Raw genomic sequence first — 24,444 nt, 5'->3', positions numbered from 1 at the left:
TTGGCTGTTCCAAAACATCACGTCTTCCAGCCCCTGCCCCGGGTCTGGAAGACAAGCAAGAAACCGGGAGTTCGTCATGAAAGCCGTCTACATCTCAGAGCCAGGCGGGCCCGAAGTCCTCGAAATCCGCGAGGTCCCTTCTCCAGTGCCCGGCGAAGGCGAGGTGCTGATCGACGTCGTGGCTGCGGGGTTGAACCGTGCGGACGTCCAGCAGCGGAGGGGGTTCTACCCGCCACCCCCGGGCGCATCGGAAGTACCAGGCCTGGAGGTTTCCGGCCGCATTGCGGCCTTTGGTCCAGGCGTCACCAAAGCCTTCTCCGTGGGAGACAAAGTGGTGGCATTGTTGTCCGGCGGTGGCTACGCCCAGCAGGTGGCAGTCCCCGCGGAGCAAGTACTGAGGGTTCCCGACGGCGTGGACCTGATCACAGCTGCGTCCCTGCCCGAAGTTGCGGCCACGGTGTACTCAAACCTCATCATGACGGCGCAGCTGCAACCCGGAGAGACGGTGCTCATTCACGGGGCAACCGGCGGCATCGGCACCATGGCCATCCAGTTGGCCAAGGCGTACGGCGCCACAGTGGCCACCACAGCCGGTACTGACGAAAAAGTCGGTACCGCCAAGGCCTTCCTCGGCGCCGACATCGCCATCAACTACACCGACGAGGACTTCGTCGAAAGCCTCAAAGCCCACAACGGAGGCAAAGGCGCGGACGTGATCCTCGACGTCGTGGGTGCCAAGTATCTTGAACAGAACGTTGACGCCCTTGCCGACTACGGCCGGCTGATCATCATCGGCCTGCAGGGCGGCACCAAGGCTGAGATCAACCTTGGCCAACTCCTCAGCAAACGCGCTGCAGTCATCGGCACCGCCCTGAGGCCGCGGCCGGTCTCCGAGAAAGGCATCATCATGTCCGCCGTGCGCGAGTCGGTGTGGCCCATGATTACCGACGGAAGGATCAGGCCGTTGGTGGCCAAGTCCTTCCCGCTGGACCAGGTCCGGGAAGCGCACCAGTACTTTGATTCCGGTGAGCACGTGGGCAAGGTCCTGCTGCTCCTCTGATCCGTCCGACCAACCGCAGCGAGGAGCCATATGTCCATACGGCACAGCCTGCTGGCCCTGCTTCAGGACCAGCCGCGGTACGGCTATGAGCTGCGCGTTGAATTCGAGGACCGCACGGGTGCCGCGTGGCCGCTTAACATCGGGCAGGTCTACACCACGCTGGACCGCCTGGAGCGCGACGGCCTGGTCAGCAAAGACGGCGACGACGGCGGTGGGCACGTCATCTACAGCATCACTGACGCCGGGGCCCAGGAAGTGGTGGCCTGGTTCACGGGGGCGGTGGACCGTGGCAACCCGCCACGGAACGAGATTGCCATCAAGCTGGCGCTCGCAGTGACGCTTCCGGGCGTGGATACCTCAGCCGTGATCCAGTCCCAGCGAGAGGTGTCAGTCAAGGCCCTGCAGGAGCACACACAGGCTCGAAAGGCCGTCTCTGCCAACCAGCGTTCTGCCGACACAGCCTGGCTCCTGGTGCTGGATTCACTGATTTTCCAAGCCGAAGCGGAAGTGCGTTGGTTGGATCTTTGCGAAGCGCGCATGGTGCAAGGACAAGGCAACGGGGGAGTGGGCTAACCGCGCCCACCGCACCAGAGCCACCGCTTACCGCACGGACCCGGGCATCCGGCGTGGTCCGCGCCACTGTTTTTTGACCTCCTTGTAGCGTCCTCCCTGAATGTTCAGTGCCCCAAGGGCAGCAGTTCTCAAGGAGGAGACATGGGCAGAGCCCCTGACCAAGAAGAACTTGACCAGGAAGAACTTGACCAACTGGATCTTGATCAACAAGATCTTGACCCCGCGCAATCCGAGGAAAGGCTTGATTCCACGCTGCCCGCAGCGGCGGTGAAGGACTCCGTTCGCGAAGCCGGAGAACGGACGTGGACACCGGCGAAGATCGGCCTTTGGGTGGGAATCTCGCTGTTGGGAGCCGTGGCATGGTTCATGCTCGCCTTGGTTCGTGGTGAAACCGTGAACGCGATCTGGTTCGTCTTCGCCGCAGTGTGCACGTACCTGATTGGCTACCGGTTCTATTCCAAGGTGATTGAGCGTTATCTGCTCAAACCGGACGACCGCCGCGCTACTCCTGCTGAATACAAAGCGGACGGCAAGGACTACGTCCGCACGGACCGCAACGTGCTGTTCGGCCACCACTTCGCTGCGATTGCAGGCGCGGGTCCGCTGGTGGGACCGGTCATCGCGGCCCAGATGGGGTACCTGCCCGGCACCATCTGGATCATTATCGGCGTCGTTCTTGCCGGTGCGGTGCAGGACTATCTGGTCATGTTCTTCTCCATGCGCCGCGGCGGGCGTTCGTTGGGTCAAATGGCGCGCGAGGAACTCGGTGTCATTGGCGGCACGGCGGCCCTGGTAGCCACCCTGCTGATCATGATCATCATCGTGGCCATCCTGGCGCTGGTGGTGGTTAACGCGCTCGGCGAAAGCCCGTGGGGTGTGTTCTCTGTGGGGATGACCATTCCCATCGCCTTGTTCATGGGCGTGTATCTGCGCTTCATCCGGCCGGGCAAGGTGATGGAAGTGTCCATCATCGGTTTCGTGCTGCTCATGGCGGCCATCATTGGTGGCGGTGCCGTTGCTGGAACCGAGTGGGGTGCAGCGTTCTTCCACCTGGACAAGGTCACTATCGCCTGGGGCCTCATCATCTACGGTTTCATCGCCGCAATCCTGCCCGTGTGGCTGCTCCTGGCGCCCCGCGACTACCTGTCCACGTTCATGAAGATCGGCGTGATCGTGATGCTGGCCCTGGCCATCATCGTGGTGCGTCCGGAGATCAACGTCCCTGCTTTCAGCGAGTTCGCCGGCCGGGAGAACGGTCCGGTCTTCTCCGGTGCGCTGTTCCCCTTCCTGTTCGTGACTATTGCCTGTGGTGCCTTGTCCGGATTCCACGCGCTGATTTCATCGGGGACCACACCCAAACTGATCGAGAAGGAGAGGCAGACCCGCTTCATTGGCTACGGCGGAATGCTGATGGAATCCTTCGTGGCCATCATGGCACTCGTGGCGGCCATCTCGATCGATCGCGGCATCTACTTCGCCATGAACGCGCCACTGGCCCTCACCGGCGGAACTGTGGAGTCCGCGGCGCAATGGGTGAACAGCCTTGGCCTGGCCAACGTGAACATCACCCCTGACGTGTTGGCCCAGACCGCCAAGGACGTGGGCGAGGAAAGCATCATCTCCCGCTCCGGCGGTGCCCCAACACTGGCAGTTGGCTTGGCGCACATCATGCAGCAGTTCATCGGCGGGCCCGGCATGATGGCGTTTTGGTACCACTTCGCCATCATGTTCGAAGCCCTTTTCATCCTCACCGCCGTGGACGCAGGAACACGCGTTGCCCGTTTCATGTTGCAAGACTCCATCGGCAACTTCGTTCCCAAGTTCAAGGAGGCCTCATGGCGGCCGGGAGCATGGTTGTGTACGGCCATCATGGTGGGCGCCTGGGGTGCGGTGCTGCTGATGGGCGTCACCGATCCCCTGGGTGGCATCAACACGCTCTTCCCGCTGTTCGGCATTGCCAACCAACTCCTGGCGGCGATTGCCTTGGCCGTTTGCCTGGCCATCTGCGCCAAGCGCGGAGTGTTCAAGTGGTTGTGGATCGTGGCACTCCCGCTGGCTTTTGTAGCAGTGGTGACCATCACCGCCAGCTTCCACAAGATCTTCTCGCCCGTCCCGGCAGTGGGCTACTTCGCCAACAACCAGGCGTTCTCCAAGGCGTTGGCTGACGGCAAGACGGAGTTCGGGACGGCCAAGACGGTGGCGGCCATGGAAGCGGTAGTCCGCAATACTGCCATCCAGGGCGTACTCTCGGTCATCTTCGTAACGCTGAGCATCATCGTGATCATCACGGCTGTGGTGGCAACCATGAAGGCGATCCGTGCCGGGGGCGGAAGGAACAACGAGGATCCGCCCGTGGCCTCCAAGGTCTTCGCGCCCGCCGGACTGTTCCCCACAGCGGACGAGAAGGCCCTGCTCGCAGAGTGGAAGGCGCTGCCCGCGGAGAAACGCACCCAAAAGGCTGGCCAACACTCATGAAGACCGTAGCGCAGGGGCTTCGCGGGTTCGTTGCCTACATGCGCTCGCTGATGGGCGCTGATGCATACCAGCGGTACCTGGAGCACTTCACCTGTACGGGCCATGCCGGTCCTGCCATGACTGAACGCGAGTTCTGGCGGGACCGGATGGACCGGCAGGACAACAACCCCCAGGGACGATGCTGCTGACGTGTAGTTTCGCTACGAACGAAGTCCAAATTCAGGTTCCGGACGGGGGTTCGCGCACACCACATGAGAGTATGAACGAATGAGCGATCTGAACAACATTCAGCCCACGGATGAGGCTTCGGACGACACCCCTGTGGAGGGCACCACGCTGGACGGTGCCGCCCTGGACGGCACAACTGTGGACGGCGCTGCGCTGGATGGCACAACGCTGGATGGCACAACGCTGGATGGCACCGCGCTGAACGGCACCGCGCTGAACGAGGGGCCGGCGGCCGCAGACCAGTCTTCCGGGCCGGGGAAGTCCGGCAAGGACTCCAAACCCAAGGCAACAAACCTTCATGAGCTGGTGGATGAGCCCGCCAAGGTGATGCGGATCGGCACCATGATCCGTCAGCTGCTGGAAGAAGTTAAGGCCGCGCCGTTGGATGACGCCGCCCGCGGACGTCTCGCCGAGATCCATGAGCGTTCCATCAAGGAACTTGAGGACGGCTTGGCCCCGGAGCTCATTGAAGAGCTGGAACGGATCAGCCTGCCCCTGCCTGAGGACAAGGCGCCTTCCGATGCGGAGCTTCGCATTGCGCAGGCGCAGTTGGTGGGATGGCTGGAGGGCTTGTTCCACGGCATCCAGGCTGCAATCGCCGCCCAGCAGGCCGCCAAGGAACATGCCGCCGCGCAGCTCCAACTTCGTCAGCTTCCGCCGGGAACTGTCATCGCGCCCGGGATCGTCATTGGTGAGAACGGCCAGCCGCAGCGAGCAGCTGCGCCGGGCGCTCCAGGCGCGCCTCAGCAAGGCCGCACGGAAGATCCCGACCACGGCCCGGGCCAGTACCTCTGAGTCCGCACGTGGGTTTCTTTGGTGCCGTCCGGCAAGGGCGCAGGGACGATCTGGAACTTGGCAAGGGTCTGTGGCGTCGCGCCCACGACCGTTTCCACCGGGGGCTGGACCGGTACCACCAGGTCCTTGAAGGCGTTGACGATGACCAGCTCTACAACGAGCTGGTGCAGATCGCCAACGAACTCGCCGAGCTGTCGCCACGGGTCAGAACCATCTGCGTCGAGGCGCAAAAGCGTTCCCCAAGCGATGGCCTGGATGTTCCAGGGGCGCTTGCCGGGGTGCACAGGGCGTTGTCCAAAGCAGGAAACTCTCTTGCCACCACGGCGGAAGCTGCGGCCATGTTGCGGCTTGCCGTGGGGCCGGTCCCAGTGGGCGCGTTGTCTGTCCGCCGCCGGGCGGAAGCTGTTTTCGAACAGGTTGAAGACGCGGAGCGGCAGCTCAACGGCTAGGACGCAGTCATCAATGCAAGGCGTGCGCAACTACAGGCGTGCGCCTTTATTCCTCAGGGGCAATAAGTTAAGCGCATAGCTGATCTGCGTAACATTCCGCGCTTTTGCTGGGTTTGTGCTGGCAGGATGGCAGACATGACTTCGTCACCAACACTTACTTTCAACGACGGCAACACCATCCCCCAGCTCGGCTACGGGGTGTGGCAAGTTGAAGACGATGTAGCCGAAAAGGTGGTGCGCCAGGCATTCGAAGCCGGGTTCCGCCACATCGATACTGCCAAGATCTATGGCAACGAGGCCGGCGTAGGCCGAGCCATTGCCTCCTCCGGCCTGTCCGCTGAGGAAATCTTCATCACCACCAAGCTGTGGAATGCCGATCAGGGCTACGAGTCCACTCTGGAAGCCTTCGAGAAGTCCTTGGACCACCTTGGCGTGGAGACCCTGGACCTGTACCTGATCCACTGGCAGCAGCCCAAGCAGGAAAAGTACGTGGACACCTGGAAGGCCCTCATCGAGCTCAAGAAGCGCGGCCGGGTCAAGTCCATCGGCGTCTCCAACTTCACCAAGGAAGGCCTGCAGCACATCATCGATGAGACCGGTGTTGTTCCGGCCATCAACCAGGTTGAACTGCACCCGTTCTTCAACCAGGCCGAGTTGCGCGAGTTCAACGCCTCCAAGGGCATCCTGACCCAGGCGTGGTCCCCGCTGGGCCAGGGCGGCGAGCTCCTGGAGAGCGCCACCGTGGCTGAGATCGCGGCCAAGCACGGTGCTACGCCGGCCCAGGTGGTCATTGCCTGGCACCTCGCCATCGGTAACGTCGTGATCCCCAAGTCCGTCACCGAGTCCCGCATTCAGGAGAACTTTGCTGCCCTGAACGTCACTCTGGACGCCACGGACATCGAGGCCATCAACGGCCTGGACCGCGGCGCTGAAGGCCGCATCGGCCCGGACCCGGCAGTCTCCGACTTCGCCTGATCCCGAAAGCGTGGCCACGGTGCCCCGTACCCACCTTGGGTGCGGGGCACCTGCCGTTAAAGCCCGACGCCTAAAGCCCGACGCCTAAGGCCCGGCTCCTAAAGCCTGAAACCCAAGGCCCGACGCCGGCACTTGCCTCCGTGCCGCGGCGCACCTGAGTCCGTGGTGAAATTGATCGACCCAAACGGACGGAGTTGGCATGGTGGTGTTTGACGCGCTGGAGCGGCAGATCGTGGCCGCGCTCCAACTGGACCCGCGCTGTCCTTGGCGCAAGATGGCAGCAGTACTCGGCGAGGCCGAGCGGACTGTTGCCCGCCGGGGTTCCCAGCTGCTGGAGTCCGGCGCGGTAGCTGTGGTGGGCATCCGGCCGAGGCCGGCAGTGGTCCTGGTGGAGATGCGTTGCCTGCCCGGCACTGTTCGTGCTGCTTCCCACGCGCTGGCACAACGTGCCGACACCACGTTTGTTTACACCACCACCGGCACCGGGGACTGCGTGGCAGAAATACTCACCGAACCGTCACGGATGGGCGATGTGCTCTCCGATGAATTGCCATCCACCATCGGCTTGCGCGATTCCACCAGTTATCCCGTGCTCAGATACTTCCGGACCATCCGTGGGTGGCGGCCGGAGATACTCACCGCTGAGAAAGCCGAAGCGCTCCGTTCAACGTTGACGCAGGACTCAGGCATCCTGGTGCCGCGGCAGGATTTGAGCCGCCAGGACAACGAGCTGGTTGACGCTCTGTGCGCCGATGGGCGGATGAGCTTCGAAGCCCTGGGGCGCCGGGTTGGCGTTTCAGAAGCTACCGCCCGGCGGCGCAGCGAATGGCTCCTGACCAGCAACCAAGTCCATCTGCGGGCAATTGTTGAGCCCGCGTCCTTTGGCCTGGGAGTTGAGGCCCTGCTCTGGATCCGCGCATCGCCGCACCACGTTGAGCGCGTGGGAAGGAGCCTTGCCGAGCTGCCCACGGTCCGTTATGCCGCGGCGATAGCGGGGAACTACCAGATAGTTGCCGATGTCACTGTGGAGGACATGGCGTCCCTCTACCGCTTCATCACCGACTCGGAGTGGGCTCAAGAGGCCACCGGCGTGGACGTGTCCATCCTGCTGGATGCCCGGAAGCGCGGCGGACGGGTCATGCGCTCACCGTCGTAAGCGGTGCCGGCGTCGCCGCGAGGACAGGGGCGACCGCGGCGTATCCGGTCTGCTGCTCGAACGCGCGGCCGTAGCGGAGCAGCTGCATGTCGGTGTAATGGTTGCCGGCGAGTTGGAGGCCAATGGGCAGTCCGGTTGGGCTGAACCCTGCCGGCATACTAAGTACGGGCAGGCCGGTGGCGGACAGCAGGCAGGCAGACCGCATCCAGTCCAAGTACGTCTCCGAGGGAACGCCCGCAATGTCCGTGGGGTACCGCAGCGTTGCATCGAAGGGCAGGACCTGGGCGCAGGGACTGGCGAAGAGGTGGTAGCGGCCGAAGAATTCCTGGACGCTGCGTTCCAGCCGGCTGCGCGCGGCAGCGGTTTCAATGAGGTCCCGGGCGGTGAGGGCAAACCCCTTGTTGACGTTCCAGTGAACTTCCGGTTTGATGACGTCGCCGGCGCGCTTCAGGATCGGTCCGAGCCCGGCGGCGAAATCCATGGCGCGGGTGTTGCCGAATACCAGGTCTGCTTCGCTGAAGTCGGGAGTGGCTTCCTCCACGATCGCGCCCATATCCTCAAAGATCGCCAACTGCCGTTCCAGATGGTCCAGGATCCCGGCTTCCACGGGCACACCGATGCCAAAGTCGCGGGACCAGCCGATCCGGACGCCTCGCATGTCTGTCTCCAGATTGGACCGGAAAACCTCCGGATCGAGGCCTGCCGGATGCGGAACGCGGGGGTCGTTGCCCGCAGTGACGGACATGAAAAGGGCAATGTCCTCCACGGTCCGGGCCATGGGACCAGTCCTCCCCAGCCACGCGTAGGCGTTGACGTCGGACGGCATGGGGATCACCGCCGTCGACGGCCTGAAACCCACCACGTTGCAGAAGGACGCCGGGATACGGAGCGAACCGCCCATGTCACTGCCGTCGCCGATGCTTTGGACGCGGGAGGCGACGACGGCGGCAACCCCGCCGCTGCTGCCGCCGGCGCTCAGGGTGGGCGCATAGGGGTTGGTGGTGGTTCCGAAGAGGTTGTTGAAGGTGTGCGATCCCGCGCCAAACTCGGGAACGTTCGACTTCCCGGTGCTGACTACTCCGGCCGCCTTCAACCGCGCAATGATGAGGTCGTCGGCGTCGGGAACGAAGTCCCGCAGGGCAAGCGAACCTTGGGTGGTGCGCATCCCGGCGGTGTTGTTGGTGTCCTTGTGGGTCATGGGCAAGCCGTGGAGGGGCGGCAGTGCGTCGCCGGCGGCTGTGAGCTGGTCGGCGCGGTGGGCCAGGGCCTGGGCACCCTCCGGGTCCAGGGTCACCACAGCGTTGATCACGGGGTTTACCTCGGAAATGCGCTCCAGGTGATCGGCCAGTGCCTCCCGCGCAGAGATCTTCTTCTCCCGGATCGCTGCGGAAAGTTCGACGGCGGACAGCTCGCCAATGGTGTCAGGCATGGTGCTCCTTTGCTGGTTGCTACTGCCTGAAAGTGTGCCGGGTCACATCAAGCCGCGGAAGCCTTAACGCCGTCCAAGGCAAGCTTTGACTGAATCGGCCAGCTCCGCGGCTGATTCCGTCAGCTATTGTGTGTGATCCGGCTCATAGCAGAGGGTGTTGGTAACCCACTGGCCGATCTGGTCGTTGGACAAGAATTTGCCCCGGGACGCCACATGCCGCACAGCGTGGTTCGGACGCGGAGTTGCCGGGCCAACATCTGGGAGGTACCTATGCACCAACCCCTGGCTCTTCAACCACTCGCCCCCAACAGCTCAACCGACATCATGGCCATCGCCAACAATCCCGTCCTGTGGATCTGCGTGGCGGGCGTCTTCGGCGTCATCATCATCCAATCAGCCATCTTCATGAAAGCCGCCAGACGCGCTGCTCCTGCCGTGGACATGAGCACGCAGGACATCAGGACTTCCTTCCGCTCAGGCGCGGTCTCGGCCATCGGTCCGTCCTTGGCGGTATCGCTCGTGGCCATTGCCCTCTTGGGCCTCTTCGGGGCCCCGGCGGTCCTCTCCAGGATCGGACTGATCGGTTCGGCCGCCTACGACGTTTCCGCCGCGGGTATCGCGGCAGGTTCCATGGGCGCCAAGTTGGGCGATGCCAGCTACACGCAGAGTGTCTTCGCCGTGGCGTTCTTCGCCATGAGTATCGGCGGGGCAATGTGGATGCTCGCCACCCTGATCCTGACGCCACTGCTTCGAAAGGGCGATGCCAAAATCCGCTCCGTGAACCCAGCCGCCATGGCGATTGTGCCGGCAGCTGCACTGATCGGCGCCTTCTCCTGCCTCGGGCTTACCGAACTCCCCAAGTCCGGCATCCACATCCTGTCCTTCCTTGTCTCCGCGGCGGTCATGGGGCTGTGTTTGCTGCTCGCAAAGAGGCTTGGCAAGAGTTGGCTCCGCGAATGGGGCCTAGGCATTTCCATCGTCCTCGGCTTGAGCGCCGCGTACCTGGCCGTCGGTCCCGCCATCGGCGCCTGATACATCGGCGCCTGAGGCATCCGCATCTGACCGGGGGCCGGCCGCCGTCGTCATCCTCTGAGCACCACAGTCCTTGAGCACGAAAGGAACACCCTCATGTCTTCCATCACTTCCGCTCCCACCACCACCCACAGCAACGCCATGGCGGACTTCAGCCGCACCACCTCCCGCTGGGGGCAGATCACCATGATCGCCGGCCTGCTGATCTCCGTGGCCGGTCCGCTGTACCTCGTCTTCGCCACAGGTTTGGATATTGGCCCGGCACAGCTGTGGATCGCTTTTGCTGCCGTCGCTGCAACCTTTGGCATCATCTGGATCGTCGAACCACTGACGTACTACCCAATCCTGGGACCAGCCGCGATGTACCAGGCGTTCATGATCGGCAACATCTCCAACAAACTTCTGCCAGCGGCATTGATCGCCCAAACCAACATCGGCGCGAAGCCGGGCAGTAAGCGGGCCGAGCTTGCCGCCGTCGTTGCCATCTGTGGCGCCGCAGTGGTCCACCTGATCTCGCTGGCGATCTTCGTCGGACTCCTGGGCAGCTGGTTGATCAGTGTCATTCCACCGTCGGTATTGCTGGTCACACGCCTTTATGTGCTGCCTACGGTTCTGGGCGCCGTGCTGGTGCAGGCCATCGTGTCCATGAAGCAACCCCGCACCACGGTGTTCGCCCTGCTGGTCTCGGCCGTCGTCGTGTTCGTTGTGCTGCCGTTGGTGCCGTCGCTCGCCATGGTGTCCACGGCCATCGCCGTGCTGGGGACCATCCTGCTTGCCTGGTTCTTCCGCGGCAAGAACACCATCACCGAAGCGAAGCCCATCCACATCGAATAGCAGCACAGAAGAAGCCGCAGCCTCCGTATCCACCAGGAAGACAGGACCCATGACGTCAACAGCCACCGCTCTCCAGCTCGATTCCCACCAGACCACCAAGCTCCACTCCCTGTACCGGCACCTTCACGCACATCCGGAACTCTCCATGCAGGAGTTCGCCACGGCAACGTTGATCGAGGAGCAACTGGACGGCCTGGGCATTGAGCATTTCCGCTGCGGGGGAACAGGCGTGGTGGGTATCCTCCGGAACGGCGACGGGCCCGTGGTGGCCTTCCGCGCCGATTCGGATGGATTGCCCATTGAGGAGGCCACCGGACTGGAATACGCCAGCACGGACACCGGCACACTGCCCGACGGCACGGTGGTTCCCGTCATGCACGGGTGCGGCCATGACACCCACGTGGCCAGTCTGCTGGGGGCCGCGGAACTGCTTGCAGGGAACCCGGATGCCTGGGCCGGAACCCTGGTGTTGATCTTCCAACCCGGCGAAGAGACGGCAGCCGGCGCGCTCGCCATGCTCGACGACGGACTGTGGGACAAGGCGCCGCGTCCCGAAATAGTCTTCGGGCAGCACGTCATGCCGCGCCCGGTGGGCACCGTTGCGATTTCCAGCGGGCCGGTGGCCGCCATGGCGGATTCGCTCAGAGTCACCGTTCATGGCCAGCAGTCCCATGGCTCACAGCCACAGGATTCCATCGATCCCATCGTGATGGCTGCACACATGGTCACCCGTCTGCAAGGAATTGTGTCCCGGGAGCTGGACCCGCGGAAGTCCGCAGTCGTGACTGTTGGGACGTTCCATGCCGGTCTCAAGGAAAACATCATCCCGGCATCCGCCGAGTTCACCCTCAACATCCGCACGTTTGATGAGGACGTCCGCGGCCAGGTTCTGGCCGCCGTCCGCCGCATTATCGAGGCAGAAGCTGCCGCCTCCGGGGCTCCGAAGCCGGACATCGAGGAAATGTACCGCTTCCCGCAGTGCTTCAACGATCCCGACGCCGTCCCTCCCGTTGTGGAGGCCCTCCGGCTTGCGCTGGGGGCCGAGGCCGTTGACATCACCCCGCCCATGATGGGCAGCGAGGATTTCGGGCACCTGGGTACGGCCATCGGTGTGCCGTCCGTGTTCTGGATGTTCGGCGGCACGCCCGCGGCCGGCCATCAAGGCCCGGGTCCCGTGCCCGTCAACCACTCGCCGCTCTTCGCTCCCGAGCTGGAAGGGTCGCTGGCCGGCGGAGTTTCTGCAGCCGTCGCGGTCCTGATGTCCCGGTTGGGTGTGTGACGGCTGGCGACCGGGACCTCGTTGCCACCCCTGGCGGGCATGGTGGGCTGTGCGATGCCCGTTCCTGGGGTGTGCGGGAGGTCGTGCGGGAGCAATGGGTCCTAGGATGGCCCCATGGGGGAAATCGAAACGCTTTTTGACGGACCAGTGACCGGATTGCCGGCACCACTGTCCAGCACCGCCGTGGCCTATGCAACGGACCAGACGGACGGGAAAACTGTCAAGCACCTTGCCGGCTACGCGCCCTTCGTTGCGTTCTGCGATGCCTTGGGAGTTCCTGCCCAGGACCTGGCATCAAACGTTGAGCGGCTTTTCACTTTCCTGAAGCCCCATCTCAAGCAGATCGCGGAAGATCCGGAACTCAGCAACGCCGCCACGGTCTTCGTGGGGAACGTCATTGCCGCACTTCGGCCGGACGCATGCTGGTCAGTCATGCCGGATGGCTCCCGCGAAGCAGGGAACATGGACCTGCGAATCACTGTGGACCGCTTGATCGAAGGGCTGGGGGAGGCAGACGACGCCATGCTGGCTGGGCTTGTCACGCGCCTTTCGGAATGGTCCAGTGACGGGCCCGACGATTCACTGTTCCCGGAACTGCGGCCCGTTCCTGTCGTGGAAGCCCAGCAACACTTTGTGCGGCCGGATCTGCCGTCACGCGAGTACCACGGCGAGGATGGGCGGCCCATCAACTATGGGGACAGATGGGGCGCGGACAGCCCGCCCGAGGACTCGTACAGCGTGGACACACACCGCGAGCGCTTCGAAGGTCTTCATCAGGTGGCCAAGGCGCTGGTGGAGTATATGAACAGCACGTATGACGTTGATGTGAGCGTGGATCCCGCCCATGCTGCGGACCTGTCAGTGAATGCCGGCGAGGTGATGGAGGTTGCCCGCGTGACGCCACGGGATCCGTCAGCGGCGCCGCTGACATTTGTCTGGACCGCCTACCCCGGCGTGGTGGTCCATGCCGGGCTCCTGCATGACTTTCCCTTTCCCATCTGCGGTTGCGATGCGTGCGACGAGACAGTTGACAGCGAAGCCACACGGCTGGAGATGTTGGTGCTCAGTGTTGCTGCAGGAGGCTACGGCGAACGCTATCCCGTGGGCAGGGAACGCTGGGCCGAGTACTCGCTGACCGCCGTCGACGGATCGGGCAGCCAAAGCGGGAGGGGCCAGGTAGCGCTGGCAGGTGAAGGAGAACTGGAAGCTGCAGCGCAGCGTCTGGGCGCGGTCCCCGACGGCTGGAAACCCTGGCCGCTGAGGAAGAGTCCCAGCGCCTCGGACTGACCTGGCATCACCCAAACAAAAGCCCCGCTGGTTCAACGAACCAGCGGGGCTTTTTCTCTGAGCTTCCTATCAGAATCGAACTGATGACCTTTTCATTACGAGTGAAACGCTCTACCGACTGAGCTAAGGAAGCACCGCGTTCATCACCGGTTTCCCGGGCGATCACGCAAGACATAACTGTAATAGAGGCACCGCACCCGGGTCAAAACGAGCGCGGCGGCGGCCGTTGCGGGGATGTTCACCCGCCGGTCGGACCGGGTTCAGGCGGGCGTTTCCCTGCCGCCGGAAGCTAAGGAATCAATCGTGGCGGCGCATGTCGGCACGCAACAAGCCGAAGGAGCCGCTCAATGACCGGGGACGCATTGACCAGGGACGCCAGCCACGATTCCAGCCGGTTGCGGCTGGCGGTGGTGGACATGGTGGGCACCACCATCACTGACGATGGCCGCACCGAGCGGGCCATGTCCCGGGCCCTTGCGGAACACGGCATAGAACCCGGCAGCAGCCGGTTCGAGAGCATGCTGGGCTACGCCCGGGACACCATGGGCTTCTCGAAAATGACCGTCTTCAGCCACCTTTTCGACGACGCCGCGGTGGCCGCGAGCGCCAACAAGGTTTTCGAGAAGGCGTACGACGAAATGATCGACGACGGCGGCGTCCGCGCCATTCCGGGCGCGGAGGACGCCATCTTGTGGATGCGTGAGTCCGGTATGCAGATCTGCCTGGCCACCGGATTTGGCCGCCATACGCAGAACATGGTGCTGGAATCGCTGGGCTGGATGGGCTTGGCGGACCTTAGCCTGTGCCCTGCCGACGCAGGGCGTGGCAGGCCCTACCCGGACATGATCCTGACGGCATTGCTCGCACTGGACCTGGACGACGTGCGGGAGGTGGCGGTGGTCGGTGACACCAGCTCGGACATGCTCTCAGGTGTCCGGTCCGGTGCCTCCCTGGTGGCCGGAGTGCTGACTGGATCGCATTCCGAGGCGACGCTACGCGCTGCCGGCGCCACCGTGGTGGTGGATTCCATCAAGCAGCTCCCGCTTCTGGTGGAGAAACGCGAAGCCCGGCATCTTTAGCACTTCAGGCCGTCCTGCGGCAGCTTTCCGTCAACAAAGTAGTCGTCGACGGCGGTGCTGACGCAGGTATTCGAGCGGCCGTAGGCTGTGTGCCCCTCGCCTTCCCACGTGACGAGGGAGGCGTTTTCGAGTTGCTTGCGCAGCGACTGGGACCACTCAAGGGGTGTCGCGGGATCGCCGGTGGTGCCCACCACCACGATCGGAGCCGATCCGTCGTATTCCACCGGGGCCGGGGTGCGGGTGTTCTTGTACGGCCAGTCCTTGCAGTTGACCCCGCCGTAGGCGAAGAACGAGCCGAAGGTGGGGGAGTCCTGGATGAGGCGGACTTCCTCGGCCCGCATGCCCTCAGTGTCCGTGACCATCGGGTAGTCAAGGCAGTTAATGGCTTGGAACGCAAAGGCCGAGTTGGAGCTGTACGTGCCGTTGGGCTCGCGGTCGGCGCCCAGATCCGCAAGCCGCATCATTTGCGATACATCGCCGGAAAATGCGCCCTCCAATGCCTGCGTGAGGGCGGGCCAGCTTTGGTCGTTGTACAGCGGCAGGATCAGGCCGTTGACGAAGTCATTGCTGGTCACCAAACGGCCGTCCTTAGCGGTCTGGGGGTTCTGGTCCACGGCGTTGATGAGGTCGCGGATTTCCTGCACGCCGTTGTCCACCGAGCCGCTCAGGGGACACTGGTTCTGCTGTTGGCAGCTGGCCACGTAGGTGCGGATGGCACGTTCAAACGCCCGGGCCTGGCCGGCGGTCAGTTCCTCGTTGCTGATGGAAGGGTCCACAGCACCGTCCAGAACCAGCCGGCCCACGTTGTCCGGGAAAAGGGCGGCGTAGGTGGAGCCCAGGAAGGTCCCGTAGGAGAAGCCCAGGTAGGTCAGCTTTGCATCATTCACCACGGCGCGCAGGACGTCCAGGTCCTTGGCCGCACTGACGGTATCGATGAGGCCCAGCACCTCACCGGTCTGCTGGGAGCACTGGTCCGCGAAGGATTTGTTAAACGCCAGGGCTGCCGCGAGTCCATCATCAGTGTTCTTCCGGAACACCTTTTCGCGGGCAGCGTCACGTTCGGCGTCCGTCATGCAGGTCACGGGTGCGGAGCGGCCCACGCCCCTCGGATCGAAGCCCACAACATCGTAGTTGGCCTTCAATTTTTCAGTGAACAGCGTGTTGCCGGCATCCCGGACGAAGTCCACTCCAGAGCCACCCGGACCACCCGGATTGACCAGGACTGACCCCTTCTTGTTTCCGGTGCTGGGCAGCTTGATCACCGAGAGCGTGATGTCCCCGGAATCGGGCTTGGCGTAGTTCATGGGCACTTGGACTTTGCCGCACTGGAGGCCGTTTTCGCACGAGCTCCACTCCACGGACTGCGAGTAGAACTTCTCCAGGCCCTTGGGAGCCGACGCCGCGATGGACGGATCCACCGTGCTGGTGGACGGCTTGGCCGTAGGGGCCGGCAGGAAAGGAACCGTGCATGCGCTCAGGACCAGCATTGAGGCCAGGGCAAGGCACACAGCTAGGAACCCGGGGCGCGTCCCACGCCGTGCAGAGCCTTTGCCGGCAGCACCACCGCCCGCAGCAGGCTGGGCAGACCGGTCCCTTGAAGGGGTGTCGTCGGACCGGCGGGGTGCGGACTTCATGCATTCTCCTATTGCTGGATGAGGCTTGTGGCCATGGACTCTACCGCCAACAGTGGCGCAACGTTGGTGGTGGTGATACGGACACGGGCTTTGTTGATGGCGTCCATCCGGGCCAAGGTGGTTTCCGGGGTTGAACGGCCTGCGTATTCTTCGAGGTCGCCCGTCAGCTCAACGTTGACAAGTTCCACGGCGTTCCCCAGCTGGATCACCAGGACGTCCCGATAGAAGGACAGGAGATCCGTCAGGGTGCGGTCCAGTGAGTCCGTGATGGAGCGCTTGGCACGCCGCTTCTGATCGTCCTCCAGCTGCTTTACCTGGCTGCGCATGGAGGGCGGCAGCGTGCCGGACTCGGGGGCTCCGAGGCTGGCGAGCAGAGCGATCTTTTCCGCCGCATCCCGTTCATCGTTGGAACTGTTGGCTTCCTCGGTGGCGATCCTGACCAGCTTTTCGGCCATCATCACCGCTGCCGTGACGCCCCGCAGGCCCAGTGGAATGCGGACGGTATCCAAACGACGCTGCCGTGCGTCAGCGTCCCGCGCGAGTCGCCGGGCAATGCCGATGTGGCTCTGCGCCGCACGGGCTGCCGTCTCCGCGAGGTGGGGGTCGACGCCGTCGCGCCTTACCAAAAGGTCAGCGACGTCGGACGCCGGGGGAAGCCGCAGGCTCACCGGACGGCAGCGCGAACGGATGGTGACCAGTACGTCCGCAGGCGAAGGGGCACACAGCATCCAGATGGTGCGCGGCGTGGGTTCCTCGATGGCTTTGAGCAGCACATTGGTGGTGCGCTCGGCCATGCGGTCCGCGTCTTCCACCACAATGATCCGCCACCGGCCAGTGGCGGGACGGTCGCCCGCCTTGGACACCAGTTCGCGGGCTTCATCGATAGTGATGGTGACTTTTTCGGTCCGCACGAACGTCACGTCGGAATGCGTCTCGCCGAGGATCGTGTGGCATGCCGCGCACTCTCCGCAGCCGCGCAGGGTGATGTCATCCTGCTCGCAGTTCAGGGCTGCCGCGAAGGCTTTGGCTGCATTGGAACGGCCGGATCCGGGTGGGCCGGTGAAGAGCCAGGCATGGGTGAGTCCTGTGTCGCCCTGCGCAGCCTGCTTCAGTTGCGCGACGACGGGGGCCTGCCCCTGGAGGTCGTCCCAGACACTCACGGACGGACGCCCGGAACGCGGTCACCCAACAGCGATTGCACGCGCTCCAGAATCTGCGCGGCCAGCGAGTCAATGTCCGCGTTTGCCGGCAGCACCAAGTAACTGGACGGCGCTGCGGCAGCGAGGTCAAGGAAAGCGTGACGGATGGCGGAATGGAAGTCGTCAGGCTCGGACTCCAGCCTGTCCTCAGCGGCATCTCCGGCCGTACGGCGCTGGCGGCCGTCAGAAGGATCGACGTCCAGCAATACTGTCAGGTCCGGACGCAATCCTTCCGTGGCCCATTCGTTAAGGCTCAAAACACCCTCGGCGCCCAGCCCACGTCCGGCACCTTGATAAGCAACCGATGAGTCGACGTAGCGGTCAGTGATGACCACTGTTCCTTCAGCCAGGGCCGGACGAATGACCTGGGCGGCATGGGCGGCACGGGCGGCGGCGAACATGAGGGCTTCCGTGCGGGCATCGATCGTGCCGTGCCCGTGGTCCAACACCAGGGAGCGGAGCTTCTCGCCAATGGGGGTGCCGCCGGGTTCGCGGGTGCGCAGCACGGAAAGTCCCCGCGACTCAAGGGCGTCAGAGAGCCGGGCGGCCTGGGTGGACTTGCCCGCTCCGTCTCCGCCTTCGAAGGCGATAAATAGACCTGGACTCTGAATACTCACGCGTCTAGCCTACCGAGCTTCCCTGACATCAAAGGCGCGTAACGCCTTTCATCCACAGCCACGCCCCCGACTACCCTGAAACCATGAGCCTTTCCGATCAGCACGCTGCCGAATTGTCGCCGGAAACCGTTGTGGTTGCTGCCGGCCGCCCTGAGCGCGCCCACGATGAGCCGGTGAATCCACCCATCGTCTTGTCCTCCACATACTTCGGTACGGGCTCCCTGAGCGACGGGGACCGAGGCTACGGGCGCTACGCGAACCCCACCTGGGATCCGTTTGAGGACGCCTTGGCCAAGCTCGAGGGCGCCACCCTTCCGGGCCTGCTGTACGCCTCCGGCCTCGCAGCAGTCAGTTCAGCACTTTCCCTGGTCCCCGCCGGCGGCGTGTTGGTCATGCCCTCGCACAGCTACGCGGGTTCGCTGGTCATGGCGACGGAACTGGCAGAGAAGGGCTTCCTGGAACTGCGAACCGTGGACATCACGGACACGGACACCGTCAAGTCCCTCATCAGCCCGGAACAGGGCAAGAAGGCAGACCTGCTGTGGCTCGAAAGCCCCACCAACCCCATGCTCGGCATCGCCGATATCCGTGCGCTGACCGACGCCGCCCATGCAGCCGGCGCCATCGTGGTCACGGACAACACCTTCTCCACGCCGCTGGTGCAGCAGCCCCTCAGCCTGGGGTCCGACGTCGTTCTCCACTCGGTGACCAAATACCTGGCCGGCCATTCCGACGTTGTGCTCGGCGCCTTGGTGACGTCAAACCCTGAACTGCGCGCCACCCTTCTGCATCACCGGATCATCCATGGCGGAATCGCCGGTCCGTTCGAAGCCTGGCTGGCGCTGCGTGGCCTCCGCACCCTCGCACTGCGGATCGAACGTTCCCAGGCTTCGGCGGCAACCCTTGCCGAACGCCTCAGCGTCCACCCGCGTGTAGAAACCATCCGCTTCCCGGGTCTCCCCACCGATCCGGGCCACCAACGCGCCAAGGACCAGATGAAGGGCTTCGGGTCCATCCTCTGCATCCAGATCTCCGGCGACGACCACCGCAGTGGTGCCGACGCAGCAGACGAATTGGTCCGCGCGTTGCAGCTCTGGCTGCCCGCCACATCATTGGGCGGTGTGGAGTCCTTGATCGAACGCCGACGCCGGCACACCGCCGAGCCGCTGAGCGTCCCGGACAACCTGGTCCGCCTCAGCGTTGGAATCGAGAACGTGGAAGACCTCTGGTCCGACCTTGAGCAAGCGCTGAAGTCGCTGGACGGCTAGGCTAAAGGGCGTGGACGGAAAAATCTTGATCGCATATGTCACCAGCGGGGTCTACCTCATCCTTGGCTTGGTGGCCCTTGCCTTGGAACTGTGGGCCTTTGCGGACTGCCTGCGCCACAAGCCGACGCTTTTCGTGGCGGCTTCAAAGAGGACCAAGACCTTCTGGCTAGCGCTCACCGGTGTGGCCATGGCCATTGGAGCCTTGACCGTTCTCACAGGTGGCAACGGCCTGGGCTTGTTCGGCATTGTCGCTGTGACGGCATCCTGTGTCTACCTTGCCGACGTCCGTCCGGCGGTCCGTGAAGCCGGCAGCGGCGGAAACCGGAACGTCGGCCCGTACGGCCCCTGGTAGAGAGCACTCCTCCGGCGCCATCCTTAGTGGGGCGCCACAGCCTCCCACGCCACGGTGACTTCACCCAGACGCCACCGGGCGGGACCATCTTGAAGCGGCCACCCGGCGTCGTGCAGTGAACGGCACATACCAGTCCATCGCTGCCGGTTCCCGAACGATGCCAGCGGCGCAGCTTCCAGCCAGGCTTTGTCCATGGCCTGCAGGAACGCATGGATCGGTTCGCCCGGCACATTCCGGTGAATAAGGGCCTTGGGCAACCGCTCCGCCACCTCCGACGGCAGCTCGAAGCTTCCGAACCGCACCGAAAAACTGAGGCTCAAAGGGCGTTCGGGGTCCAACGCCACCCACGTGACCCGTCTGCCGATCTCGTCGCACGTTCCGTCGATGAAGAGTCCACCTGGGGCCAGACGTGACTGCACCAGCCGCCAGATCCCGGCGACGTCCGCTTCCTCATATTGCCGCAGCACGTTGAAGGCCCGGACCAGTACCGGGTTGCCCGGCACGGGAACTTCAAATCCGCCCACATGGAAGCTCAGCCCAGGCCGTTCCAACGCCTTGGCCGTCCGCACCCGCTCCGGTTCAATCTCGATTCCACAGACCCGCACATCGGGCCGCACGGCTCGCAAACGCTCGAAAAGTTCGACGGCGGTGGTCGGCGAGGCGCCATAGCCCAGGTCCACAACCAGGGGGTCGACGGCGGCGCGCAGCCGCCACGCCTGCGGACCGGCAAGCCACCGGTCCAGGCGGCGCATGCGGTTGGGGTTGGTGGTGCCGCGGGTGATGTTGCCGACGGGCTTGCCGCCCCGACTCCGGGGTGAGCCCACCCGTTCCGCTTTTTGCACCACGGCCACCACTTTATCCTGCAACGAGGGGTCACCAACGGCCCATAAACCGGGCTTCAAAGGGCCGAAGGTGACCCGCGTTGCTCTTCGTAACGCCCAGCAGCGCACCGGACTGCTCGGCTAGGATGAAAACCATGACTTACAAGCTGATTCTGCTGCGCCACGGCCACAGCGACTGGAACGCCAAGAACCTGTTCACCGGTTGGGTGGACGTTGACCTGAACGACCAAGGCCGCGAAGAAGCAGTGCGCGGTGGGGAACTCCTGGTTGAGAACAACATCCTCCCGGACGTCCTCTACACTTCCCTCCTGAAGCGTGCCATCAACACGGCCAACATGGCGCTGGACAAGGCCAACCGCGGCTGGATCCCCGTCAAGCGCGACTGGCGCCTCAACGAGCGCCACTACGGCGCTCTCCAGGGCAAGGACAAGGCCCAGACCCTCGCCGAGTTCGGCGAAGAGCAGTTCATGGAATGGCGCCGCAGCTACGACACCCCGCCGCCGCCCCTGTCCGATGACAGCGAGTTCTCGCAGGCACACGACGTCCGCTACAAGGATCTTGGTGACGCCCTGCCCCGCACGGAGTGCCTCAAGGACGTCCTGGTCCGGCTCCTCCCGTACTGGGAATCGGATATCAAGGAAGACCTCAAGGCTGGCAAGACCGTTCTGGTCACTGCCCACGGCAACTCCCTGCGCGCCCTGGTGAAGCACCTGGACGGCATCAGCGACGACGCCATTGCCGGGCTGAACATCCCCACGGGCATCCCGCTGGTGTACGAACTGGATGAGGACTTCCAGCCCATCAATCCGGGTGGTACCTACCTGGACCCTGCAGCAGCTGAGCAGGCCATCCTCGCGGTAGCGAACCAAGGCAAAAAATAAATCCTCCGCTGCTGCCGGGGCGACTGCTCGGTCGTTCCTCCCTTGGACGCAGTTCGCCCGCGGCACCAGCTGCGGCGCAGTTAAAGGCAGGCGGCCGGTCACCATGGGTGACCGGCCGCCGTCGTCGTTAATCCGGGGAAGGCTAGAAGCCCTCGGGCTGCCATTCGCCGGTCACCAGGTAGGTGACCTTGCGGGCAACCGAGACGCCGTGATCAGCGAAGCGCTCGAAGTAGCGGCTGGCCAGGGCGACGTCCACGGTGGTGGACGGGGTTTCGCTCCATTCCGGGGAAGCGATCGCCTTGAAGACGCTGAGGTGGAGGTCGTCCACGGCAATGTTGATCTTGAGGATGTCGCGGGCAACCTCAAGATCGCGGGTTTCGAGGAGCTCGATCACCTTGGCCGTGATCTCAATGTCGTGCTGGGCCATGGCCTTGAAGGTCTGGGTCAGCGAGGCGGGGATAACGGTGGCCGGGTAGCGCAGCCGCGCCAGCTGGGCCACGTGGCGGGCCAGGTCACCCATACGTTCCAGCGAGGCACTCATGCGCAGCGAACCCACGATCATGCGGAGGTCGCTGGCCACGGGGCCCTGCAACGCCAGGATGTCGATGGCGCGCTCGTCGAGGCTGTTCTGCAGGAAGTCGATCCGGGCATCTGCCGCGATGACGTCCTGGGCAAGATCCACGTCGGCGCCTTCGAAGGACGTCGTGGCCTTCGTGATTGCTTCGTGGACCAGCTTGGAGATCTCGATGAGGTCGTCACCTACCTGGGTGAGCTCCTCCTGAAAAACCTTGCGCACTAAGGCGTCCTTTCCTTGGAAATCCCGTTCCCATGGTGGGGGTCGGATTTCAAAACCATTGACAGTCCAACCAGTAACTGTGTCAGGACCCAGTGAACTGTTCGGCACCTTTAGATGAACGTTAGTTGAACCGTCTGCGTTTGGTGCCGGATCAATACTTTGCCGTGTTTCCACAGCATAAGCTGGACACGTGGATCCATTGCTCATAGGTGTCGTCGCAGGCCTCGTTGGCCTGTCGTTGGGCGTCTTTGGCATGCTCGCATTCAGGATCAGCGAGCGGCAGCGCAGCATTGTTGACCTGGATGTCACCGAGCCCCTGCTTCCTGAAGGTGCAGCGGAAGTGCTTGCCGTCGTCGGGCGTGCGTTTGTGGTGGTGGACGCAATCGATGGCGTGGTCCGCGCAAGTCCCGCGGCATATGCCTACGGATTGGTGCGTGGCCACACCGTGGTGCACAAGCAGCTCCTGGATATGACCGCGAAGGTCCGCCGCGATGGCGTGATCCTGGAGGAACAGTACGAACTCCCACGGGGGCCGCTGGGCAAGGGCACCATTGTTGTCCAGGTCCGGGCAGCCATGCTCGGCTGGGAATACATCGTGCTGTTGGCTGACGACCGCACCGAGATCACCCGCACCGAGGAGATCCGCAACGACTTCGTGGCCAACGTATCCCACGAGCTCAAGACTCCCGTGGGCGCCATCTCGCTCCTGGCCGAAGCCCTGGAGGCCTCGCCGGATGATGAAGAAGCCGTGCGCCGGTTCGCCAAGCGCATGCACAAGGAGTCCGGCAGGCTCGCTGCCTTGGTCCAGGACATCATTGAACTTTCCCGCTTGCAGGGCGCCAACGTGGCCCAGCAGGGCCACGCCGTGGACATCAACACCGTGATCACCGAGGCCGTAGACCGCTCGCAGCTGCCGGCGGAGAGCAAGAACATCCAGATCGTGGTGGGCGGGCATTCGGACTCTCTGGTGTTCGGCGACCGCGACCTCCTGGTGACGGCCCTGCGCAACCTCATAGACAACGCCATCCGATACTCACCTGAGAACACTCGGGTAGGTGTCGGCGTCCGGACACGGGAGGGCGTGGTGGCCATCTCCGTCACGGACCAGGGAGAAGGCCTGACCCCCGAGGACCAGGAACGCGTGTTTGAACGGTTCTACCGCGTTGATGCTGCCCGCTCCAGGCACACGGGCGGCACCGGCCTTGGGCTGAGCATCGTCAAGCACGTTGTTTCCAACCATGGCGGCGAGGTGACCGTCTGGTCCCAGCCCGGCCAAGGTTCCACGTTCACCATCCGCCTGCCGGAGATGGAAGGCCAGGACGACGACGCCGGCCTGCCGGCTCCCGCTGCCACGGCGGCTGCTTCCATCGAACGTCCGGCGGTACCTGCCGTCGTCGAACCGCATCACACGAGCCAACACGCGAGTGAAAAAACGGGTGCCAGCGGCGCCCAAGAGCAAGGAGCCAGCGCTTGAGCCGGATTTTGATAGTGGAGGACGAAGAGTCCTTCAGCGACCCCCTGTCCTATCTCCTGGGCAAGGAAGGGTTCGACGTCGAGGTAGTGGACAACGGCAGTGATGCCTTGGTGGAGTTTGACCGCAACGGTGCAGACCTCGTCCTCCTTGACCTCCAGTTGCCGGGTACGCCGGGCACGGAAGTCTGCCGCCAGCTTCGCCAGCGCTCCAGCGTCCCGGTGATCATGCTGACTGCCAAGGACTCGGAAATCGACAAGGTGGTGGGTTTGGAACTGGGGGCTGACGACTACGTCACCAAGCCCTACTCATCCCGGGAACTCGTGGCCCGCGTCCGTGCTGTGCTGCGTCGCCAGGGCGAGCCGGAGGAACTCATCACCTCCACCGTGCAGGCGGGTCCCGTCCGCATGGACATCGAGCGCCACGTGGTGAGTGTCAACGGTGAACAGGTGTCCCTTCCGTTGAAGGAGTTTGAACTCCTGGAAATGCTGCTCCGCAACTCGGGCCGGGTACTGACGCGCGGGCAGCTGATCGACCGCGTGTGGGGCTCGGACTATGTGGGTGACACCAAGACCCTGGACGTCCACGTGAAGCGGCTCCGCAGCAAGATCGAGCCTGATCCTTCTGCTCCGCGTTACCTGGTGACGGTGCGCGGGTTGGGCTACAAGTTCGAGCCGTAAGCCTCAGCAACTACGGCTGCTGCAGCAACTGCAACAAAGGAAGGGTCCCGCGT

24 protein-coding genes and 1 tRNA gene are annotated in these 24,444 nt (G+C 63.8%); 18 read left to right on the top strand and 7 right to left on the bottom strand.

All coding sequences use genetic code 11. The annotated features are described in order from the left end of the window. The first annotated feature begins 76 nt into the window (after positions 1 to 76). The 8 genes from BMY91_RS19565 (at position 77) to BMY91_RS19530 (ending at position 7,711) form a co-directional block, all read left to right on the top strand. Positions 77 to 1,060: an NAD(P)H-quinone oxidoreductase gene (locus tag BMY91_RS19565; RefSeq protein ID WP_090824973.1), complete on the top strand. Its 984-nt coding sequence runs from the start codon at positions 77 to 79 to the stop codon at positions 1,058 to 1,060. A gap of 30 nt (positions 1,061 to 1,090) precedes the next feature. Beyond that, on the top strand, positions 1,091 to 1,633 hold the full coding sequence (locus BMY91_RS19560; RefSeq protein WP_090824971.1) for a PadR family transcriptional regulator: 543 nt from the start codon (positions 1,091 to 1,093) through the stop codon (positions 1,631 to 1,633). A gap of 141 nt (positions 1,634 to 1,774) precedes the next feature. After that, positions 1,775 to 4,108, top strand: coding sequence for a carbon starvation CstA family protein (locus tag BMY91_RS19555; protein ID WP_256212840.1), 2,334 nt, complete (start codon positions 1,775 to 1,777; stop codon positions 4,106 to 4,108). Beyond that, on the top strand, positions 4,105 to 4,296 hold the full coding sequence (locus BMY91_RS19550; protein ID WP_090824969.1) for a YbdD/YjiX family protein: 192 nt from the start codon (positions 4,105 to 4,107) through the stop codon (positions 4,294 to 4,296). Before BMY91_RS19555 ends, BMY91_RS19550 begins: the two co-directional genes overlap by 4 nt. Before the next feature lie 79 nt (positions 4,297 to 4,375). Continuing rightward, on the top strand, positions 4,376 to 5,131 hold the full coding sequence (locus tag BMY91_RS19545) for a bacterial proteasome activator family protein (protein WP_090824967.1): 756 nt from the start codon (positions 4,376 to 4,378) through the stop codon (positions 5,129 to 5,131). Positions 5,132 to 5,139: 8 nt separating this feature from the next. After that, positions 5,140 to 5,580, top strand: a complete 441-nt coding sequence (locus BMY91_RS19540) for a hypothetical protein (RefSeq protein WP_090824965.1) — start codon at positions 5,140 to 5,142, stop codon at positions 5,578 to 5,580. A gap of 135 nt (positions 5,581 to 5,715) precedes the next feature. After that, complete coding sequence (locus BMY91_RS19535; protein WP_090824963.1) at positions 5,716 to 6,555, top strand: aldo/keto reductase; 840 nt, start codon at positions 5,716 to 5,718, stop codon at positions 6,553 to 6,555. A gap of 199 nt (positions 6,556 to 6,754) precedes the next feature. Next, on the top strand, positions 6,755 to 7,711 hold the full coding sequence (locus tag BMY91_RS19530) for an Lrp/AsnC family transcriptional regulator (RefSeq protein ID WP_090824961.1): 957 nt from the start codon (positions 6,755 to 6,757) through the stop codon (positions 7,709 to 7,711). Here BMY91_RS19530 and BMY91_RS19525 read toward each other — a convergent pair. After that, entirely contained in the window at positions 7,692 to 9,140 is a 1,449-nt protein-coding gene (locus BMY91_RS19525) for an amidase (protein WP_090824959.1), read from the bottom strand. The two genes, BMY91_RS19530 and BMY91_RS19525, sit on opposite strands and share 20 nt — an antisense overlap. Positions 9,141 to 9,410: 270 nt before the next feature. On the opposite strand from BMY91_RS19525, the gene BMY91_RS19520 reads away from it, so the two are divergent. From BMY91_RS19520 to BMY91_RS23540, 4 genes are all read left to right on the top strand, one after another. Further along, positions 9,411 to 10,172, top strand: a complete 762-nt coding sequence (locus BMY91_RS19520; RefSeq protein WP_090824958.1) for a DUF5058 family protein — start codon at positions 9,411 to 9,413, stop codon at positions 10,170 to 10,172. A 96-nt stretch (positions 10,173 to 10,268) separates the two neighbouring features. After that, positions 10,269 to 11,006, top strand: coding sequence for a hypothetical protein (locus tag BMY91_RS19515; protein ID WP_090824955.1), 738 nt, complete (start codon positions 10,269 to 10,271; stop codon positions 11,004 to 11,006). A gap of 49 nt (positions 11,007 to 11,055) precedes the next feature. Continuing rightward, complete coding sequence (locus tag BMY91_RS19510) at positions 11,056 to 12,285, top strand: amidohydrolase (RefSeq protein WP_090824954.1); 1,230 nt, start codon at positions 11,056 to 11,058, stop codon at positions 12,283 to 12,285. A 114-nt stretch (positions 12,286 to 12,399) separates the two neighbouring features. Beyond that, positions 12,400 to 13,572, top strand: a complete 1,173-nt coding sequence (locus BMY91_RS23540) for a DUF6226 family protein (RefSeq protein ID WP_256212839.1) — start codon at positions 12,400 to 12,402, stop codon at positions 13,570 to 13,572. Between the two features lie 60 nt (positions 13,573 to 13,632). On the opposite strand, the gene BMY91_RS19500 is transcribed toward BMY91_RS23540, so the two are convergent. Next, positions 13,633 to 13,705, bottom strand: a tRNA-Thr gene (locus BMY91_RS19500). Between the two features lie 214 nt (positions 13,706 to 13,919). On the opposite strand from BMY91_RS19500, the gene BMY91_RS19495 reads away from it, so the two are divergent. After that, on the top strand, positions 13,920 to 14,651 hold the full coding sequence (locus BMY91_RS19495; RefSeq protein WP_090824952.1) for an HAD family hydrolase: 732 nt from the start codon (positions 13,920 to 13,922) through the stop codon (positions 14,649 to 14,651). Here the strand turns inward: BMY91_RS19495 and BMY91_RS19490 are convergent. From BMY91_RS19490 to tmk, 3 genes are read right to left on the bottom strand one after another with little or no spacing between them, the layout of a single operon-like run. Further along, positions 14,648 to 16,285: an alpha/beta hydrolase gene (locus tag BMY91_RS19490; RefSeq protein ID WP_090824950.1), complete on the bottom strand. Its 1,638-nt coding sequence runs from the start codon at positions 16,283 to 16,285 to the stop codon at positions 14,648 to 14,650. The two genes, BMY91_RS19495 and BMY91_RS19490, sit on opposite strands and share 4 nt — an antisense overlap. An 8-nt stretch (positions 16,286 to 16,293) precedes the next feature. Continuing rightward, entirely contained in the window at positions 16,294 to 17,445 is a 1,152-nt protein-coding gene (locus tag BMY91_RS19485; RefSeq protein WP_090824948.1) for a DNA polymerase III subunit delta', read from the bottom strand. Next, on the bottom strand, positions 17,442 to 18,101 hold the full coding sequence (gene tmk / locus BMY91_RS19480) for a dTMP kinase (RefSeq protein WP_090824946.1): 660 nt from the start codon (positions 18,099 to 18,101) through the stop codon (positions 17,442 to 17,444). The genes BMY91_RS19485 and tmk overlap by 4 nt, the downstream gene beginning before the upstream one ends. 83 nt (positions 18,102 to 18,184) lie before the next feature. Here tmk and BMY91_RS19475 point away from each other — a divergent pair, with 83 nt between their 5' ends. Both BMY91_RS19475 and BMY91_RS19470 read left to right on the top strand, forming a co-directional pair. Then, entirely contained in the window at positions 18,185 to 19,369 is a 1,185-nt protein-coding gene (locus BMY91_RS19475; protein ID WP_090824944.1) for a trans-sulfuration enzyme family protein, read from the top strand. 10 nt (positions 19,370 to 19,379) lie between these two features. After that, positions 19,380 to 19,721 carry a DUF2516 family protein gene (locus BMY91_RS19470; RefSeq protein WP_090824942.1) on the top strand — a complete coding sequence of 114 codons (342 nt, stop codon included), beginning with the start codon at positions 19,380 to 19,382 and terminating at the stop codon, positions 19,719 to 19,721. A 23-nt stretch (positions 19,722 to 19,744) separates the two neighbouring features. Here BMY91_RS19470 and BMY91_RS19465 read toward each other — a convergent pair whose 3' ends face one another. Next, a complete protein-coding gene (locus BMY91_RS19465) occupies positions 19,745 to 20,566 on the bottom strand; it encodes a class I SAM-dependent methyltransferase (RefSeq protein ID WP_175538720.1) in 822 nt (273 codons plus the stop codon). 131 nt (positions 20,567 to 20,697) lie between these two features. Here BMY91_RS19465 and BMY91_RS19460 point away from each other — a divergent pair, with 131 nt between their 5' ends. After that, positions 20,698 to 21,444 (top strand): phosphoglyceromutase, encoded by a 747-nt coding sequence (locus tag BMY91_RS19460; protein WP_090824940.1) that lies wholly within the window; start codon positions 20,698 to 20,700, stop codon positions 21,442 to 21,444. Between the two features lie 142 nt (positions 21,445 to 21,586). Here the strand turns inward: BMY91_RS19460 and phoU are convergent, their stop codons facing one another. After that, a complete protein-coding gene (gene phoU, locus BMY91_RS19455; RefSeq protein WP_090824938.1) occupies positions 21,587 to 22,240 on the bottom strand; it encodes a phosphate signaling complex protein PhoU in 654 nt (217 codons plus the stop codon). Between the two features lie 199 nt (positions 22,241 to 22,439). Here phoU and BMY91_RS19450 point away from each other — a divergent pair, with 199 nt between their 5' ends. Both BMY91_RS19450 and BMY91_RS19445 read left to right on the top strand, forming a co-directional pair. Further along, the gene (locus BMY91_RS19450) at positions 22,440 to 23,714 is read left to right on the top strand and encodes a sensor histidine kinase (RefSeq protein WP_177179969.1); all 1,275 of its coding nucleotides are present in this window, start codon (positions 22,440 to 22,442) and stop codon (positions 23,712 to 23,714) included. Continuing rightward, positions 23,711 to 24,391, top strand: coding sequence for a response regulator transcription factor (locus BMY91_RS19445; RefSeq protein WP_020608526.1), 681 nt, complete (start codon positions 23,711 to 23,713; stop codon positions 24,389 to 24,391). Before BMY91_RS19450 ends, BMY91_RS19445 begins: the two co-directional genes overlap by 4 nt. Positions 24,392 to 24,444 lie beyond the last annotated feature (53 nt).

The sequence above is a fragment of the Arthrobacter sp. yr096 genome (assembly GCF_900108925.1).
Classification (GTDB): Bacteria; Actinomycetota; Actinomycetes; order Actinomycetales; family Micrococcaceae; genus Arthrobacter.
This window is presented reverse-complemented; position numbering and strand designations above follow the sequence as displayed.